The organism is Loktanella sp. IMCC34160 (assembly GCF_004145845.1).
In the GTDB taxonomy this organism is placed as follows: domain Bacteria; phylum Pseudomonadota; class Alphaproteobacteria; order Rhodobacterales; family Rhodobacteraceae; genus SELP01.
The window spans coordinates 17,458-32,065 of sequence record NZ_SELP01000007.1; the positions used below are offsets into that span (position 1 = coordinate 17,458).

General features: G+C 61.7%; 12 protein-coding genes and 1 pseudogene. 6 read left to right on the top strand and 7 right to left on the bottom strand.

Going from position 1 to position 14,608, the window contains the following annotated elements; translation table 11 throughout:
* Nucleotides 1–349: 349 nt before the first annotated feature.
* The 7 genes from EU803_RS15985 to EU803_RS16015 form a co-directional block, all read right to left on the bottom strand.
* Nucleotides 350–1,588 carry a patatin-like phospholipase family protein gene (locus EU803_RS15985; protein ID WP_129684674.1) on the bottom strand — a complete coding sequence of 413 codons (1,239 nt, stop codon included), beginning with the start codon at nt 1,586–1,588 and terminating at the stop codon, nt 350–352.
* The gene (locus EU803_RS15990) at nt 1,585–4,644 is read right to left on the bottom strand and encodes a phage tail tip lysozyme (RefSeq protein WP_129684676.1); all 3,060 of its coding nucleotides are present in this window, start codon (nt 4,642–4,644) and stop codon (nt 1,585–1,587) included. The genes EU803_RS15985 and EU803_RS15990 overlap by 4 nt, the downstream gene beginning before the upstream one ends.
* Before the next feature lie 68 nt (nt 4,645–4,712).
* A complete protein-coding gene (locus EU803_RS15995) occupies nt 4,713–5,051 on the bottom strand; it encodes a hypothetical protein (RefSeq protein ID WP_129684678.1) in 339 nt (112 codons plus the stop codon).
* Between the two features lie 10 nt (nt 5,052–5,061).
* The gene (locus tag EU803_RS16000; RefSeq protein WP_129684680.1) at nt 5,062–5,769 is read right to left on the bottom strand and encodes a hypothetical protein; all 708 of its coding nucleotides are present in this window, start codon (nt 5,767–5,769) and stop codon (nt 5,062–5,064) included.
* Nucleotides 5,770–5,789: 20 nt separating this feature from the next.
* Nucleotides 5,790–6,269 (bottom strand): hypothetical protein, encoded by a 480-nt coding sequence (locus EU803_RS16005; protein WP_129684689.1) that lies wholly within the window; start codon nt 6,267–6,269, stop codon nt 5,790–5,792.
* Between the two features lie 10 nt (nt 6,270–6,279).
* The gene (locus EU803_RS16010; protein WP_129684690.1) at nt 6,280–7,134 is read right to left on the bottom strand and encodes a hypothetical protein; all 855 of its coding nucleotides are present in this window, start codon (nt 7,132–7,134) and stop codon (nt 6,280–6,282) included.
* Nucleotide 7,135: 1 nt separating this feature from the next.
* Nucleotides 7,136–7,360, bottom strand: a complete 225-nt coding sequence (locus EU803_RS16015) for a hypothetical protein (RefSeq protein WP_129684692.1) — start codon at nt 7,358–7,360, stop codon at nt 7,136–7,138.
* A gap of 399 nt (nt 7,361–7,759) precedes the next feature.
* Between EU803_RS16015 and EU803_RS16020 the strand changes: the two genes are divergently transcribed.
* The 6 genes and pseudogenes from EU803_RS16020 to EU803_RS16050 all read left to right on the top strand — a co-directional run bounded on the left by EU803_RS16020 (nt 7,760) and on the right by EU803_RS16050 (nt 14,544).
* Nucleotides 7,760–8,473, top strand: a complete 714-nt coding sequence (locus EU803_RS16020; RefSeq protein ID WP_165352882.1) for a BTAD domain-containing putative transcriptional regulator — start codon at nt 7,760–7,762, stop codon at nt 8,471–8,473.
* Nucleotides 8,474–9,032: 559 nt separating this feature from the next.
* A complete protein-coding gene (locus tag EU803_RS16030) occupies nt 9,033–9,800 on the top strand; it encodes a hypothetical protein (RefSeq protein WP_129684696.1) in 768 nt (255 codons plus the stop codon).
* Nucleotides 9,801–9,874: 74 nt separating this feature from the next.
* Nucleotides 9,875–10,402, top strand: a pseudogene (locus EU803_RS16035) (diguanylate cyclase); the annotation flags it as partial.
* 56 nt (nt 10,403–10,458) lie between these two features.
* Nucleotides 10,459–11,910 (top strand): sulfatase-like hydrolase/transferase, encoded by a 1,452-nt coding sequence (locus EU803_RS16040; protein WP_129684698.1) that lies wholly within the window; start codon nt 10,459–10,461, stop codon nt 11,908–11,910.
* A gap of 289 nt (nt 11,911–12,199) precedes the next feature.
* Nucleotides 12,200–13,288 carry a LacI family DNA-binding transcriptional regulator gene (locus EU803_RS16045; RefSeq protein WP_129684700.1) on the top strand — a complete coding sequence of 363 codons (1,089 nt, stop codon included), beginning with the start codon at nt 12,200–12,202 and terminating at the stop codon, nt 13,286–13,288.
* Nucleotides 13,285–14,544, top strand: coding sequence for an extracellular solute-binding protein (locus tag EU803_RS16050; RefSeq protein ID WP_129684702.1), 1,260 nt, complete (start codon nt 13,285–13,287; stop codon nt 14,542–14,544). The genes EU803_RS16045 and EU803_RS16050 overlap by 4 nt, the downstream gene beginning before the upstream one ends.
* Nucleotides 14,545–14,608: the final 64 nt, after the last annotated feature.

Sequence of the window (14,608 nt, forward strand, 5' to 3'; positions counted from 1 at the left end):
GCCCCAAATCCGCCCCGGAAATAAATTCTACTCACGCGCTCCTCAAAAAAGAAGAGTTCCCGCCTACGACCTGATTTTGCGATTGCGGCGAATGTAGACAATGCAAGCTGCGCTCGCCCCATGGCGTGGGCAATAACAGGTTTGGGCCAGCAGACGTCTAGATCGCAATAGGCGCATATTCGATGAAGGCGCTGAAACCGAACGGAATTGTGCCCAAGGCGCCTGATTACATCGCGACTCTTCTGCGGTGTTGAGGTCTGTGGCCGCTTTTCCCGTCGAGACTGGCGCCGGAGGAGCAAGCCTTTTCCAATCGGATCGGGCGGCTGCCATCGGCAACTGGGAACGACTCCTAGGGACGGTCGAAATAGTGCAGGACCGCGCGTTCGGCGGCCGTGATCAAACGCGCCACATGGGGGCGTTGGGCGGGGCTGAAAGCGAAATCAATTGTCCCGATCTGAAACGACGCGTCCCCTGCCATCAGGGCGACACGGTCATCGCTGACCCCGGTGCTGGCTGTTTCATGGCTTTCGCCGGTTCCGAACATGCCAAGCTGCGCATAGGCTGCGAGAAAGTCCGCAAGGCCCCGGATCCGTTTGCGGCTTGCGCCGTAGTCGTTCAGCGTGAACCCAAGGGTACGACCCCGTCCGCCCGGCAGATGCGAAAACGCCGTCTGGGGCAGGTTGTTCATATAGCCGCCATCGACCCAGACCCCCTCGAAATCATTTGCAGAGATACTGAGTGGATTGGACGGCGGCCCTGCAAGTCGGCGGGCCGATGCGGCCGAGATGCGCACCGGTTTGAAGATCAATGGCAAGCTCATTGAAATGCGGGCAGCAACGGCGACCCGCATGTTCGGACAGGTCTCTGCCGAGAAGAAGGCGCTTTTTCCGGTTTCAAAGTTGGACCCGGTCAGGACAAGACGGATGCCAAATGTCTGGAAATGCTGTTCGAACGTCATGCCGTGGTAGTCGCGCCAATTCGCCTGACCGGCCAAACGGGCGGCCTTCATCGCGATGAGCCGGTCGAAAAAGTCATAGGCCGCGCATCCGGAGAAGGCGCCCATGTGCCGCCACAGGTTCAGAAGGTAGTGAACGATGCGCGAACTGCCCAGTTTCGCCCCGGCCCCGTCGTCTGCCGAGCCAGAAATCGGCACTCGGGTCAACGGGCTTAGATACCAGGGAAGATGCGGTCGGTGGTCGTCATCGTCGTAGCCTGCCACCGTGGGCCGGCGCGCGGGTGAGGAGGGCTGATCGAAGAAACGGTTGAAGTTGTAAGCCCCGAAAATCAGGCTTTGAATTGCCCGGTGATCATAGCCGCAGGACAGAAGAACGGCGGTGAGCGCCCCGGCTGACGACCCGGCGATCCCGTCGATCTGGGCACCCGGAACAAGGCGGCCATTGCGAAATTGAAGCACGCCGCGCGCGGTCAGGGCGCGGATCGCCCCCAGAAAGATCACCCCCTTGCCGCCACCGCCTTCGAAACAGAGATAGCGGACGTTGCGCTGGAGAACCCGTTCGGCATCGCGGGGCTCGCCCGCTGTTTCGATGGGAAAGACAGGGCCGGGCCGGAACAGGGCAAGGTCGTTCATGATGTCTCCTCCTTGATTGGGGCAAAGACCGTTTGTTCGGAATGTGTCGGTGTGGCCGCGGTGCGGCGGGCTTCGACACGGCCGTAGGCGGCATCGGCGTCGGTGGCGGCGGCGCGGCGGCGGCGAAAGACGCCCTGCACCTGCGGATCGGTGCGCGCCCGGCGACGTTTCCGGCCCGGTCGCGCGGGGTCGGGTTCCAGCACGCGTCCCGGTTTTTCATAGCTATAGACGATCTCGTCGGCGACGGCATCGCGCGTGACGCCCGCGCGGCGAAGAACGCGGTTTGCTTGCCGGTATCCGGGCCGCCCGAGTTCGGCGATAACCCCGTCAATCTGGCCGTCCATGAAATATAGGATGAAATCGCCAATGGCGACGCCGCCGGGTTGAAGGCCGAAAAGGAAGTCACGGCGCGTGTTGGTCCATTGAACCAAACCGACCCCGCCAAAATGGGGCCCGCCCAATGGCCGGGTCCGGGCGGAAGTGGCCGAATGTCTGCGGCTCGGTCCCGGAGTGGACCGCCTCTGACCGGCGCGTCGCCGCTGGCGCGATGGCGCGTACCGGGGGGTTGCCCGTGACGACCCTTCCAGCCGCTCAGGCAGAACGCCCGATTCCTCGATCATGTTGCCGACCAGACCTGCGGCGGCGTTGCGGCTGAGCCCGTGGCGGTGGATTAGGCGGCTCATGACATAGTGGATGCGATCATCGAAGGGAATCCGCGCCCAGTCCACGATTGGCCCAAGCCGGGCCAGCGCCTGCGCAAGTATGACAATCGCCATGTCCGGGGGTGAGGACTGCGGATAGGTGCAGTAGCGCGATGCCGGTGACGCGGTGGAGCCGGGAAAGACCTGCAGCCGCAGGCAAGCGATATGATGGGCGATATTGATCCGGTTGACCCGGTCGTCAGTCCCGATCAGTCCGGTCGCCGTGCCGCCGCGCTGCGCGTCAAGTTGCCCCTCTATAAAGGTCCCGACCTCCTGCCATTCGGTGTGGGTTGGCGGAAGTGCCGGCAGGATCAGCCGCGCCGTGGGATCGAGCCGGGCATTCGCGGCTGCCGGATTGGCCGGCATGATACCAACGGGCCCAGTCGTCCCGGCCTGCACGTGATGGTAATTCATCAGGGCCTGGGCAAGAAGGCGGGCTGCTTGCGCCGGGGCAGAGGGAAGCAGGGTGGAGTTTGGCATCGACCGGTTGGTCGGAAGCGCCCCTGATCCATCGGTCGGCACCGCACCAACCGCAATCCAATTCCTGATCAGGGCCCAGTCTGAGGTGGTGATGGTTTCTGTTGCGCTTTCGGTCGCGTCAATCAGAGTGTCAGGGCTGCCGATCCGGGGTGTTGATCTCTGGCCAAGCCTGCGTGCGGCACGCACGGCCGCAACTTCATTCACGGCGCCATGGGCCGATCTGACCCCCGCTGAGGTTCGGGCGCCAACAATCCGGCGCGAGGTTCGGGCCAGAATGCCCCGCAACTGCCGCTGACTGGCGTGCGGTGCGGCCTCTAGCATCAGGGCAACCAATCCCGCGACATGCGGCGAGGCCATGGATGTGCCGGATTTGCGAACCGCTTCGCGACCGGAGTTTGGGCGATCGCGCCGCGCGGACCGGGCCGCGAGGACATCAAGACCGGGCGCGGCGACAAATGGTGTCCGGCGGCCGTCGCGGGTTGGTCCGGCGCTGGAAAACGACGTGTATCGGCGGCGCGGTCCGCGCGCGCCGTCGTGGGCGGCCACCTGAATTGCTCCACGCCCATGCGCAATTGTTCCGCCGGTCGTCGCAGGCGACACTGGTCCGCCGGAAAACCGGGTCTGTCTGCCCGCGCCGCCGTCGCGTTCGATCCAGCCGTGCCAGCGCCCGTCCTGCACCTCTTCAGCTGTCAGGGTGATCGTCCATTCGCCTGATGGTGCTTCTTCATAAAGAAATATGTCGACGTGGGTGTCGCCATTTCCCGGATCGCCAACCCGGTGATAGGCGCGCCCGACCACCTCTCCTTCGATCCGAATGGTCCGGCGGCTGTTGTAGGGCAGGGTCACGCGGGTGCGGCCATCAGGGGACACGATCCGGACCGAATGCCGGTCTCGGCTTGAATACCAGATCTCAAGCTCTTTGGTTCGGTGGTTGTCGGGGAAGGTGCGCATCGTCATTCGGGCGCTGTCGCCAGATGCGCGAAACCGCCCGTTGCAGTGGATTTCGGCGGCGTAGTAATTGCCCGCGCTTTGCACGATCGAAAAGCCGGTTTGCTGTGCAAGAACCGCGTCGAACCCGCGTTCGATCAGGGTTGTTCCGTCATGCGGGCCGCCGTGCCGCCCCATCGAGATATTGATCACGCAGGGCTGGTCCTGGGCTTTGTCGCGAATGAAGGCCACGGCCTCCATCACCCCGACGGAATTGCCGAAATTCGACAGCCCGTCGGTTCTTCCCGTCGCGGCATGGACGAAAATGATATCGGCATTTGGCGCCATGCCAGACGGGGCCAGACCACGGCCATTTCCGGCGGCGATGTCCAGAACATGGGTGCCGTGACTGCCGGTGCGGGACCCAGGAGATGTGGGATGATAGCCAAGCGCCTCGTAGGGATCGTCAGCCTGAAGCGCTTGGTTGATCTCTTCGCGCGAGATGAGACGGCCCTTGTGATAGGGCGCGGGGGACTGGTCGGTGGTCGCTCCGCCCTGGTGCCAAAGCCAGCGCAGGCGGGTCGACCCATCCGCGTTGCGAAAGGCCGCATGAGCGAAATCGCAGCCATAGTCGATGATACCGACAATCACCCCGTTGCCCGTTTCGCGAAGGTTGGGGCGCCGCCGGTCATTTGACCGACCAGACGAGAGAGGGCTGCGCATATCGTCGTTCGAAAGGCGTCTTGAGGCCTTGAGGCTGCGCACGGCGGGATGCGACCGCACCTCCAGAATATCCCGGCGACGCAACCGGCAGGTGGCTACATCACCAAACCGGGCGACGATTCGCAGGTTTTCCGGGGCCGGATGATCGAGCCGAAGTCGCACGATCGCTTCGATTTCCTCTTCCGCGTCGCCGCGTTCGATCTCTTCCCAAAGCTGCGGATCCATAGCTTACCTCGTCGCGTGACGTGTTGTTCATGGGTCGAGGGCGGGGACCGCCCCCGACGTTTTCGGACCTAACTGCGCCGTTTCGACTTGGCGCCGTCTGAGCTGCCTGAGCTCTGCTCCGCCGGCTCGGCGGTAACGGCCTCGGTGGTGGTCTGGCCACTGTCCTTGCCGTTGTCATCGCAGCCCCGTTGCGTCTTCGCGCCCGGTTCCGCAGTGTTGTGGGAGAGGGGGCGGCGGGGCCGCTCCTTCTGTTGGCGGCGGGCAAACAGCAGCGACACAACCGAAACCATCATCGGATCTTCGCCGCCGACAGCAGCACCGATCAGACCGGTTCGGAAGGCGTCCTTGTTGCCCTGGCCGGCAATCCTGCCGACCATCATTCCGGATATGACGTTGTTCATCTGCATGGCGCGGCCCCTACTTCAGGCCGTCAGAGAACAGCAGCAACAGCATCAACGGGTTTGCAAACAGTCCGCCGGACCCGCCCGATCCGCCCATCCCGCCGCTCATCATCATGGGAAGAAGAAGGCTGAGGTTGTCGCTCTGTTCGTCCAGGGTGATTGTGCCGTTTTCGTTGTTGAGACTGCCCTGAACCGCGTAGGTCTTGGGACCGCGATCCATCAGTGCAACCAGCAGCGCCATCTGCTGCTGCTGTTCCATGTCCTTGCGGATCTTGGTGATGTCCTTGCTTTGCCGGGCGTTGACACGCCGCACCGACGAAATGCGCGAGGCATTGCTGGACACCCGGCGAGCCGTGGTCTTGATCGCCGCGCCGTTGCGCTTGATGTCGCCGCCGACCTTGCGCAAGGCTTTCTGCAGCTCGCTGCGTTTCACATAGCCGCGAAGCTGGCGCTGCATGTAGCCGCTGCCACGGCCGGTCTTCATCCGGCGCGCGTTCCGGCGCGCACGGCGGCGCGCCCGACGACGGCGTCCGCGACGTTCGATGTCGTCGTCAAAATCGTCGTCATCGTCTTCGTAGTCATCGTCATCGGCAAATTCGAGCGCGTCGTCATCGTCGAATTCGTGGTCGTAAAGATCGTCGTCATCCTCGAAATCTGTTTCGAGTAGATCGCCGAAATCGTCGAAGTCGTATCCGACGTCCTCTTCAATCAGTTCCGGTTCCATCGTCTTCTCCTTTCAGATGATCAATCTGCCGCCCCGTGCGGGGTGGGCTGCAATCGCGCGGTCCGCTTTTCCGGGCTGCGCCTCATCCGGCTCAAAACCGGAAGAACGAATGTGGTGAATTCCCTGCGGTCCGGGCGCATGTCGCCGGGGCGGCCCCGGCCACGACATTCCGGGCAATCGGTGTCCTGCCCGAAACATTCGGGGCAGGCGCCAAGGGCGAGGCCCAGCCGGTGGGTCAAGCGCTCAAGATAATCGATCCGATCCGCGGATTGCGTCAGGAGCGCCTCGATCCTGTGGTCGAGGGGGGCGGCATGGTGAGGCGGTTCGGTAGCCGGCTCTGCGTCGATCACTTCGCTTTCGTCCCCGGCCTGCTGCGCCATCATCATTTCAAGAAGCTGTGCACGTTCGCCGGAAATGCGCCCGCTGTTGATCAGGGACTGGATCAGGTCATTGGGCGCCTGCGATCCGGAGGCGGCCAACATGTGCATGAGATCGGTCATTGTGTGCTCCCTACAGGTGCTGGGTGAAGGCGGGGTCGGCGGCGTCGAAGAACATCTGGTCTTCGATGTCTGCCTCGATCATTGCCAGCGTCTGGCCGAACGGATGATCTTCGGGGTTCGACCTAGCCATCGCCTCAAGGACCTCTCCGCCCGGCGCCGCTGTCCAGCTTTCTCGGGTGTCGGTTGCCGAAGCGACCCGCCCGCCGAGCGTGAAGGCAATCGCGTCAAGCACCTGTTCCGGGGGCACCGTCTGATTGCCTACCTGGATGTTGCGGCGGCCCATGGCCCCGACCGAGAGCGACAAGAGAGCCTGAATGACCTCTGGCCGGGACAAGAGCTGGATCAATTGCGCGGTCATGGCCTGCGATTGGCTGGGCGCGGCTGCGGGGGGAGGCGACAGGGCCTGGGGGCGACCCTGCGGAACCGGCGCGTAGGCGGGTGCCGGGTGTCCAGCCATTTGCGCTGGCCGGGGTGCGGGCGCAGCCGCGGGCCGGGGTGCGGCCGGGCCGGGCCGATTGCGTTGCCCGGACTGCGAATAGCTTGCAATGCCGCCGCCAATCGCCCCAAGGGCCGCGCCGGCCAGCATACCGTAGGGGCCAAGGGCCGCCCCCATCGTTGCCCCCTGCATGGCACCGCTAAGCGCGCCGGGCGCCGCACGGGCCGCGACATTGCCCACCTGGTTCAGTCCGCGCCCGAGGGTCCGGCCGAAGTTTCTGAAATTGATCTCAAGCTCGTCCACCGTCCAGTCTTCGAAATAGGCCTCGACCGCCTGTGCAAATGCGTCGTCGTCATGTGTTTCGAATTCCTCGGAAAATGCGGACCGCAGAACGGGAAAGCGGGTGTAGACCAAGGTCGGATGTGTCATGTCAGTCTTCCTTCTGGTCTGAGCGCGGCGAAACGGGTGCGGTGCCAAGGATTTGGTCGATGAACATCCTGAGGGTGGCGAAGCCGTTGATGCGCTGTCGCAGTTTCAGTTCGATGCATTCCGCCTGACCGCGAACGGCCTGCGGCTCGGTTGTCGCCTGCTCTGATGATTTGACGTGGAGCCGTAGAAGAATCGTCCGTCGGCCTGCGTTCGGTCCCATGTTCATTATGGTCACGCCCTTCTCGTGGGTTGTGGAGATTTGGTAGCAGGCCCGGTTCACCGGTCGGTCACCAATTGGTCACAGGGCTGTCACGGGCCATGTTTTCCGCAGGTTTTTTGCCGTCATCGACAAGAATCCGCCGGGTATGGATTCCCGCAGTTGGCGAGTGGCGGCCCGGGCCGGATACTTGGACTCATCATTTTGGGGGTTGAGATGAGCACATTGATCATTCGCCATTTCGGAGGGTTGAGGGTTCGCGAGGGCCCGCGCTCGATAGAGTTGCCAACGGATTTTCCCCGATCGCTGTTCAGTTTTCTGAGCCTGAACGCCGGGCGGGTATTTTGCCGAACGCACCTGACCGAGACACATTGGCCGGACCTGCCGATTGAAAGAGGTAAGCGGGCCTTGTCGACCGCGCTCTGGCGCCTAAGAAAGTGCAACGCCGTTGCCGGGTCGATCCATCGGCTGGGCCGCGATCGTCTGGTCTTTGCGCCGACCCAGCGGACATGGGTCGACGCGCTTGCGTTTCAGCATATCGTCAACCGTGCGGGTCGGGGCGGCGCCCAGGCCGGGCATCTGTTGATCCGCGCGATTGCGATCTACGAAGGGGCCGCGTTTTCCGACCTTTCCGATGACTGGGCCCTGACCGAACGGGCCCGACTGGAAAACACCTATTGCGATGCGCTGGCCATGTTGGCGCAGATTTCTTTCGAGTCAGGGGATTTCCGGGCGGCCGAAAGCCTTGCCACCAGATTGACCAAGCTGGAGCCCTTCCGCGAGGATATTCGCGAAATACAGATGAAGGCGGCGATGATGCAGGGCAATGTAGCCCAGGCAGAACGTTTCTATCGGGAGTTCAAGGCGATCCTGATGGATGATCTGATGGAGCCGCCGCGCTGCAACATCGAAGACCTTACAAAAGAGGTTCGGGCCTCCGAATACGGCGCGACAGTGTTCGACAGACGCAGTCTCGAGGCCGGATATTCCGATGATGTGGCCCGGTCGATCCGACGGGTTCGTCGGTCGCTCAAACAATTCGATCGCAGGCTGGAAACCCTGTCGAACACAATCGTCGGACGTCCGAAATGCGCGGGCGCGCCCGCCAAGCAAGGGCATTAGCGCCAAGCCGTTCTTTCTGGCGCGGTTCGGTCTGGGTTCAGGCTCTTGGGCAAGACGGCAAAGCCACACTGCGCACCCCGGCGCAGCAACGATTGCGCCTCACTCACCCCGTATTTTGCAACCTTTCATCTCCCCAACTGAACCGGTCCACCGCCATGTTTAGAATACGGCGGACCAATAATGCCAAGCGAGCGACCGAAGCCCGAACAACCCCGCCACCCTCGTAGTGAAGGGAGGATCCTCGGGGGCAGGTCAGCACGATGTGTTTGCCGGTGCCGCGAATGGCCGAAATCCGTCCCACTCGGAGGAGGGACCAAGAGACACTCGTTCAGAACGAATGTCTTGATTGGGCTGGCTAAGGCCAACAGGCCAATCAAAGCCAAGGGGTGGTCGGCGAACTTTGCTCTGCGACGCCGCAAGTCGGCTCAGAGCCCAGAGCACTCGACGCTGCAACTTGCAAGAATGTCTTTTCCATGTAACTTCACGGACTGCGCTTTGTGCCGCGTCGGGCAACTGATCGTCACTCCGATTGCTGATGTTTCAGACTGCCTGTGTGAATATGTCCAAGCGAAAGTTCGATCGGCGCGCCAACATGGGTTCAGAAATGAGTTATACAGTCCGCAGTATGATTTTCTTGGCGGCGCTGGCGTTTCCGACTGTGGCCAGTCCGCAAGACGCACTTCCGATCTTTCTGGAGTCATTTCATGTAACACTGCCGGACGGCGTTGCGCCTAGCGAAAATCAGCCTGCGCCGATTGACGAGATCAAACAGCAGCTGAGTATTGTAGACAGCCAAGGCCAAGAAAAATTTGGCGTTGCTGACGCATCGGTGATGCGTATGTCTCTTCTGCGAGAAATATTTGTGGAAGCGCCTGAAGACGTACCTCAGCTTTCTCAAAGTTTCACTGTGGTTGCCGATCTAGAAGATCTATCTGTGACTGAAATGGCAAATGCCAGAATGGTCTCGTCATATTGGTTCAATTTTGAAGGCTCGAATAGGATAGTCCAACCCCTGTTTCTCATCCGCCGGGGTGAAACATGGTGGCGGTATGACGACGCCCTAGAACTAAGTGTTATCTTTGACCTTTCCGTACCATCGGTTCAAATCTGCAAATTTGTGTTCAAAGAAGCCATTTGCATTCATCGATTCATGGACAGCGAAGTCAATTGGCGCGATAGGCTATCGCTATCAACGGTCGATACAGAACTGTCGGAGAAAGGCTACGAGGCCCTGTCGCAAATGGCATACTATCAACTGCCGCTTGCGATCCTTCAAAGCGTAACGCCGACCGAGGCATACCGCCCTTGTTGCAAAGCGCTCCGATAAGAGCTGGAGAGTTTTCTTCATTTATCAGCCATTGGCGCTTCCAGCCCCTCTCGCCGCCACAGTCTTTCGACCCGCTTCCGCCCCAGGACTTTGATCCCGAAGGCGCCTTGCCCCTGATGCAAGAGGCGGGCATGGCCGATTTCGAACATGACCTTATTTCGATCGACGATGACTGGCGAAGAAACACCTGCGATGCAGTTGCCGCGCAATTGAGGGACGCCGAAATCAAGGTTCGCCGGACCGTCCTGCCCGGGGCGACGTGCTGGAATGACCGAACGAAGGACCCGTTCTAGGCGACCAACTGGAATAGTCGCGCGCTGGAAGTACAGATCCTCGATGTGGCCTATCGCTCTGGAGAGGCATGGAACGAATTCGGTTGGAATAATTCGAAATTCGATGCCCTATTGGATCAGGCGCTGGCCATTGCCGACGCGGATGCACGACGGGAGGTCATTGCCAGGATCGAAAAGCTGATTCAGGATGAGGGCGTCACCCTTCAGCCCTATTGGCGGGCCCCTTACCGTCACGCGAAACCGGGGTTGGTTGGGTGCGAACAACATCTGACCTTCGACCATCCTCGCTACAAGATGGGCCGAGCCTGATCCTTCATCAGGGTGAGCTGGTCTTGCCCCGCGCCACAAGAAACGGATACCGACGCATGACCCAAACCCCCAACATCCTTTTGGTCATTGCCGACCAGATGACGCCATTCATGTTGGAGGCCTGCGGGTATCCCATCGCGCGGACCCGCAATCTGGCGGCATTGGCCGCGCGCGGTGTCCAGTTCACGAACGCCTATACCCCCAGCCCGATCTGCGTGCCCGCCCGGTCCTGCCTGATGACCGGCCTGCACACCTCGACCACCGGCTGCTACGATAACGGCGACCCCTATCACAGTTTCATTCCGACCTTTGCCCACTACCTGACCAACGCGGGTTACGAGACGATCCTATCGGGCAAAATGCACTTCGTCGGAGCCGATCAGTTGCACGGGTTCAAGCGGCGGCTGAACACCGATATCTACCCTTCGGGCTTTATCTGGTCCTACCCATTGCTTGATCCCGACGACCCCGAGGCGAAGGCCTTTGATTTTGCGCCGCAATATCAGGCCCAGAACATCGGTGCCGGCTGGAGCCTTGAGTTGCAGTATGACGAGGAAACCCATTTCCGCGCGCTGGAATACCTGCGCCATGCGCCGGACGGGCCGTTCCTGCTGACGGTCAGCTACACCAACCCGCACCCGCCCTACATCGTGCCCCGCAAGTATTGGGAGATGTACAAGGACGCCGACCTGCCGCTGCCGCACTATCCCGACGACATGGATGACCGCTATTCTGATTTCGACCGGGCCTTCATCCGCTGGTATGGGCTCGACCGCAAAAGCATTCGCAATCCCGACGATCTGATGGCCATGCGCCGGGGGTTTGCGGCGCTTGCCCAGTATGTCGATGACAAGCTGGGCGAGCTTCTGGAGGTTCTCGACGAACAGGGATTGCGTGACAATACGGTGGTCATCTTCACCTCGGACCACGGCGAGATGTTGGGCGAAAAGGGACTGATCCAGAAACGTAGCCTTTACGAATGGTCGGCGCGCATCCCGTTGATCATCGACATCCCCGGCACTGCCCCGGCCAGCATCGACACGCCTGTGTCCCTTTTGGACCTGCCCGCGACGCTGGCCGACATGGCGGGCCAAACGCTGGCGCGCCCGATGGAGGGCCGCTCGCTTTTGCCTGCCCTGCGGGGCGAGCCGCTACCGGACGTTCCGGTCATTTCCGAATACCACGGCGAAGGCATCATGCGGCCCAGTTTCATGGTCCGACAGGGCGCGTGGAAAATGATCTACTGCCACGGGTCCGCGCCGCAATTGTTCAATCTCGAAACCGATCCCGGTGAATGGGACAACCGGGCCGGCGACGCATCGGTTGCAAAGATCGAGGCGGCGCTTCTGTCGGTCATCACCGACGGCTTCGACCTTGAGGCCATCGGGCGCGATGTCTGGGACCGACTGGCGCAGAAGCAGGTCGTCAATGCTGCGATGGCGGCGAATGAAACGGCGTGGGACTACGTGGTCGATCAGGATGCCGCCCGGCAATATGTCCGAAAATAACTGAGGGCGCGGGACCGACGCCGCCGCACACGCCGACCCCAAGATACGAATGGCCATGGCCAACGACCGTGGGGCAGGAGGGGTGTATGAGGGCAACCCTCCATTTTCCACCGCTAGTAAGGGGATTTGAACGTTTGGGGCGCTCCGTGCCGCGAAAGATCGACCCCAGTTGCGTCATCTGACTCGGGTCAGCCGGTATCAAAAGATTGACTCGATTGCGGCGACTCGGTTATGACACCGATGTCATGACACCGATGTCATCGGTTCTGACAGGGGGAGGGCACTGGGAATGGCGACCATTTATGATGTTGCGAAGGCCGCAGGCGTTTCGCCGAAAACGGTCAGCCGCGTCCTGAATGGCGACGCGCCCGTGAAGAAGGAAACGCTGGATCGGGTGCAGCAGGCCATCAGCCAGCTTGGCTATGTTCCCAGTTCTGCCGCGCGCACCATGCGGTCCAATAAATCCGGACTGATCGGCTTGATCACCGGCGCCATCTCGATGAATGCCAACGCGATCGACACCAGCGGCTTGCCGGACCTTTTCATCGTTCAGGGCATCCAGAAGGCGATTGAATCCAGCGGCAAGACGCTTCTGATCGCCGATACCGGCGGCAAGACAGAGCGCGTGCCCGATCTGATCCGCACCTTCGAAGAACACCGGGTCGAAGGCATCATCTATGTGGCGGATTTTCACCAGCAGGTCAGCCTGCCGCGCATCGGCTCTGATATCAAACTGGTTCTCGCGAACTGCTACGACGACCGCGCGACCCCATCGGTCCTTCCGCACGACAGGCAGGGCCAATATGCGCTCGTCCGTTCGCTGATCGCCAAGGGGCACCGGCGGATCGCCTATCTGTCGCTAAGCCCCAACCTGGACGCCACCCGCGAACGCACCGCGGGCTACCGCGAGGCCCTGACCGAGGCCGGGCTTGCCTTTGATCCGGAACTCGTGGTTCCCGCCGAAATCGAATCTCCGGATCGGGAAACGGCCGTCCAGCTTCTTTGGGATGCCATCGACCGTGTCCTGACCCTGCCCGAGCCGCCAACGGTGATTTGTTTCGGCAATGACCGCATGGCGATGCGGGCCTATGGCATCCTGCGCTCTCGCGGGCTGAACCTGCCGGGGGATATCAGCGTCGCGGGCTATGACAATTACCGGCTGATCACCGAAACACTCTATCCGACGCTGACCTCGGCCGAACTGCCCTATGCGGCGATCGGCATTCGCGCCACCCAGCTTCTGCTGAAGCTTCTGGACGGCGAGGCGCCACCGGACAAACCAATCCTGGTCAGCGGCCCGGTCACCCCCGGCGGCTCTGTCAGGGAACTACCAAGACCCATCACCAAGCTTTCAACAGTCGGGAGGAAATCGACATGAAATCGACACTGAAACTAACGACCGCTCTGGTCTTCGGCGCCTGCCTCAGCAGCGCGGCGGCGGCCCAGACCGAACTGACTATGTGGTATCACGGGGCAGGGAACGAGGTCGAAAGCAACATCATCAACCAGATCGTTTCCGACTTCAACGCCAGCCAGTCTGACTGGGTTGTGTCGCTGGAATCCTTCCCGCAGGGCGCCTACAACGACTCCGTCGTTGCTGCCGCACTTGCCGGGAACCTGCCCGATATCCTCGACGTCGATGGCCCCGTCATGCCCAACTGGGCTTGGGCCGGCTACATGCAGCCGCTGCCGATTGACGAAAGCGTCATCGAAAACTTCCTGCCCGGCCCGAAGGGCTACTGGGATGGCGAGCTGTACTCCATCGGTCTTTGGGACGCGGCTGTCGCGCTCGTGACCCGTCAGTCGACGCTAGACGCGCTTGGCCTGCGGACGCCGACGCTGGAAGAGCCGTGGAACCTCCAAGAGTTCATGGCCGCGCTTGATGCCGCCAAGGCTTCGGGCGAGTTTGACTACCCGCTCGATCTGGGCATGGCCTGGACCGGTGAATGGTATCCCTATGCCTTCTCGCCCTTCCTGCAGTCCTTCGGCGGCGACATTGTGGACCGGTCGACCTATCAGACCGCCGAAGGCGCGCTGAATGGTGATGCGGCAATGGCCTTTGGCGAGTGGTGGCAGGGCCTGTTTGCGAACGGCTATGCGCCGGGCACCAGCCAGGACCCCGCCGACCGTGACGGCGGCTTCATCGACGGCAAGTACGCCTTCTCGTGGAACGGCAACTGGGCTGCTCTGGGTGCGCTCAATGCGCATGACGACACGCTCTTCCTGCCGGCGCCGGACTTTGGCAACGGGTCGACCATCGGTGCCGCCAGCTGGCAGTTCGGGGTCTCTGCTTCGTCCGAGCATCCGGAAGGGGCAGCCGCGTTCATCCAGTTCGCGCTTCAGGACCAGTATCTGGCTGACTTCTCCAACGGCATCGGCCTGATCCCCGCCACCGCAAGCTCGGCCCAGATGACCGAGAACTACGCTGACGGCGGCCCGATGGCAGTCTTCTTCGAACTGACCGAAGCCCAGGCGCTGGTTCGCCCCGTGACCCCCGGCTACGTCGTTCAGGCGAAAGTCTTCGAGAAGGCCCTGGCCGACATCGCGAATGGTGCCGACGTTGCTGACACGCTGGATGCGGCGGTTGATGAAATCAACGCTGATATCGCGGCGAACAACGGCTACGGCCACTAATCCCGCCTACCTCCCGCCGGGGGCGCGCTTCGCCGCGCCTCCGGCACTTTTCCCGCAAAAAGGT

What these genes read in the sequence shown, in the direction of transcription:
- EU803_RS15985 (WP_129684674.1), bottom strand. Translation starts at nt 1,588, where the DNA reads ATGAACGACCTTGCCCTGTTCCGGCCCGGCCCTGTCTTTCCCATCGAA.
- EU803_RS16010 (WP_129684690.1), bottom strand. Translation starts at nt 7,134, where the DNA reads ATGACACATCCGACCTTGGTCTACACCCGCTTTCCCGTTCTGCGGTCC.
- EU803_RS16015 (WP_129684692.1), bottom strand. Translation starts at nt 7,360, where the DNA reads ATGAACATGGGACCGAACGCAGGCCGACGGACGATTCTTCTACGGCTC.
- EU803_RS15995 (WP_129684678.1), bottom strand. Translation starts at nt 5,051, where the DNA reads ATGCAGATGAACAACGTCATATCCGGAATGATGGTCGGCAGGATTGCC.
- EU803_RS16030 (WP_129684696.1), top strand. Translation starts at nt 9,033, where the DNA reads ATGTCCAAGCGAAAGTTCGATCGGCGCGCCAACATGGGTTCAGAAATG.
- EU803_RS16050 (WP_129684702.1), top strand. Translation starts at nt 13,285, where the DNA reads ATGAAATCGACACTGAAACTAACGACCGCTCTGGTCTTCGGCGCCTGC.
- EU803_RS16045 (WP_129684700.1), top strand. Translation starts at nt 12,200, where the DNA reads ATGGCGACCATTTATGATGTTGCGAAGGCCGCAGGCGTTTCGCCGAAA.
- EU803_RS16000 (WP_129684680.1), bottom strand. Translation starts at nt 5,769, where the DNA reads ATGGAACCGGAACTGATTGAAGAGGACGTCGGATACGACTTCGACGAT.
- EU803_RS16040 (WP_129684698.1), top strand. Translation starts at nt 10,459, where the DNA reads ATGACCCAAACCCCCAACATCCTTTTGGTCATTGCCGACCAGATGACG.
- EU803_RS16005 (WP_129684689.1), bottom strand. Translation starts at nt 6,269, where the DNA reads ATGACCGATCTCATGCACATGTTGGCCGCCTCCGGATCGCAGGCGCCC.
- EU803_RS15990 (WP_129684676.1), bottom strand. Translation starts at nt 4,644, where the DNA reads ATGGATCCGCAGCTTTGGGAAGAGATCGAACGCGGCGACGCGGAAGAG.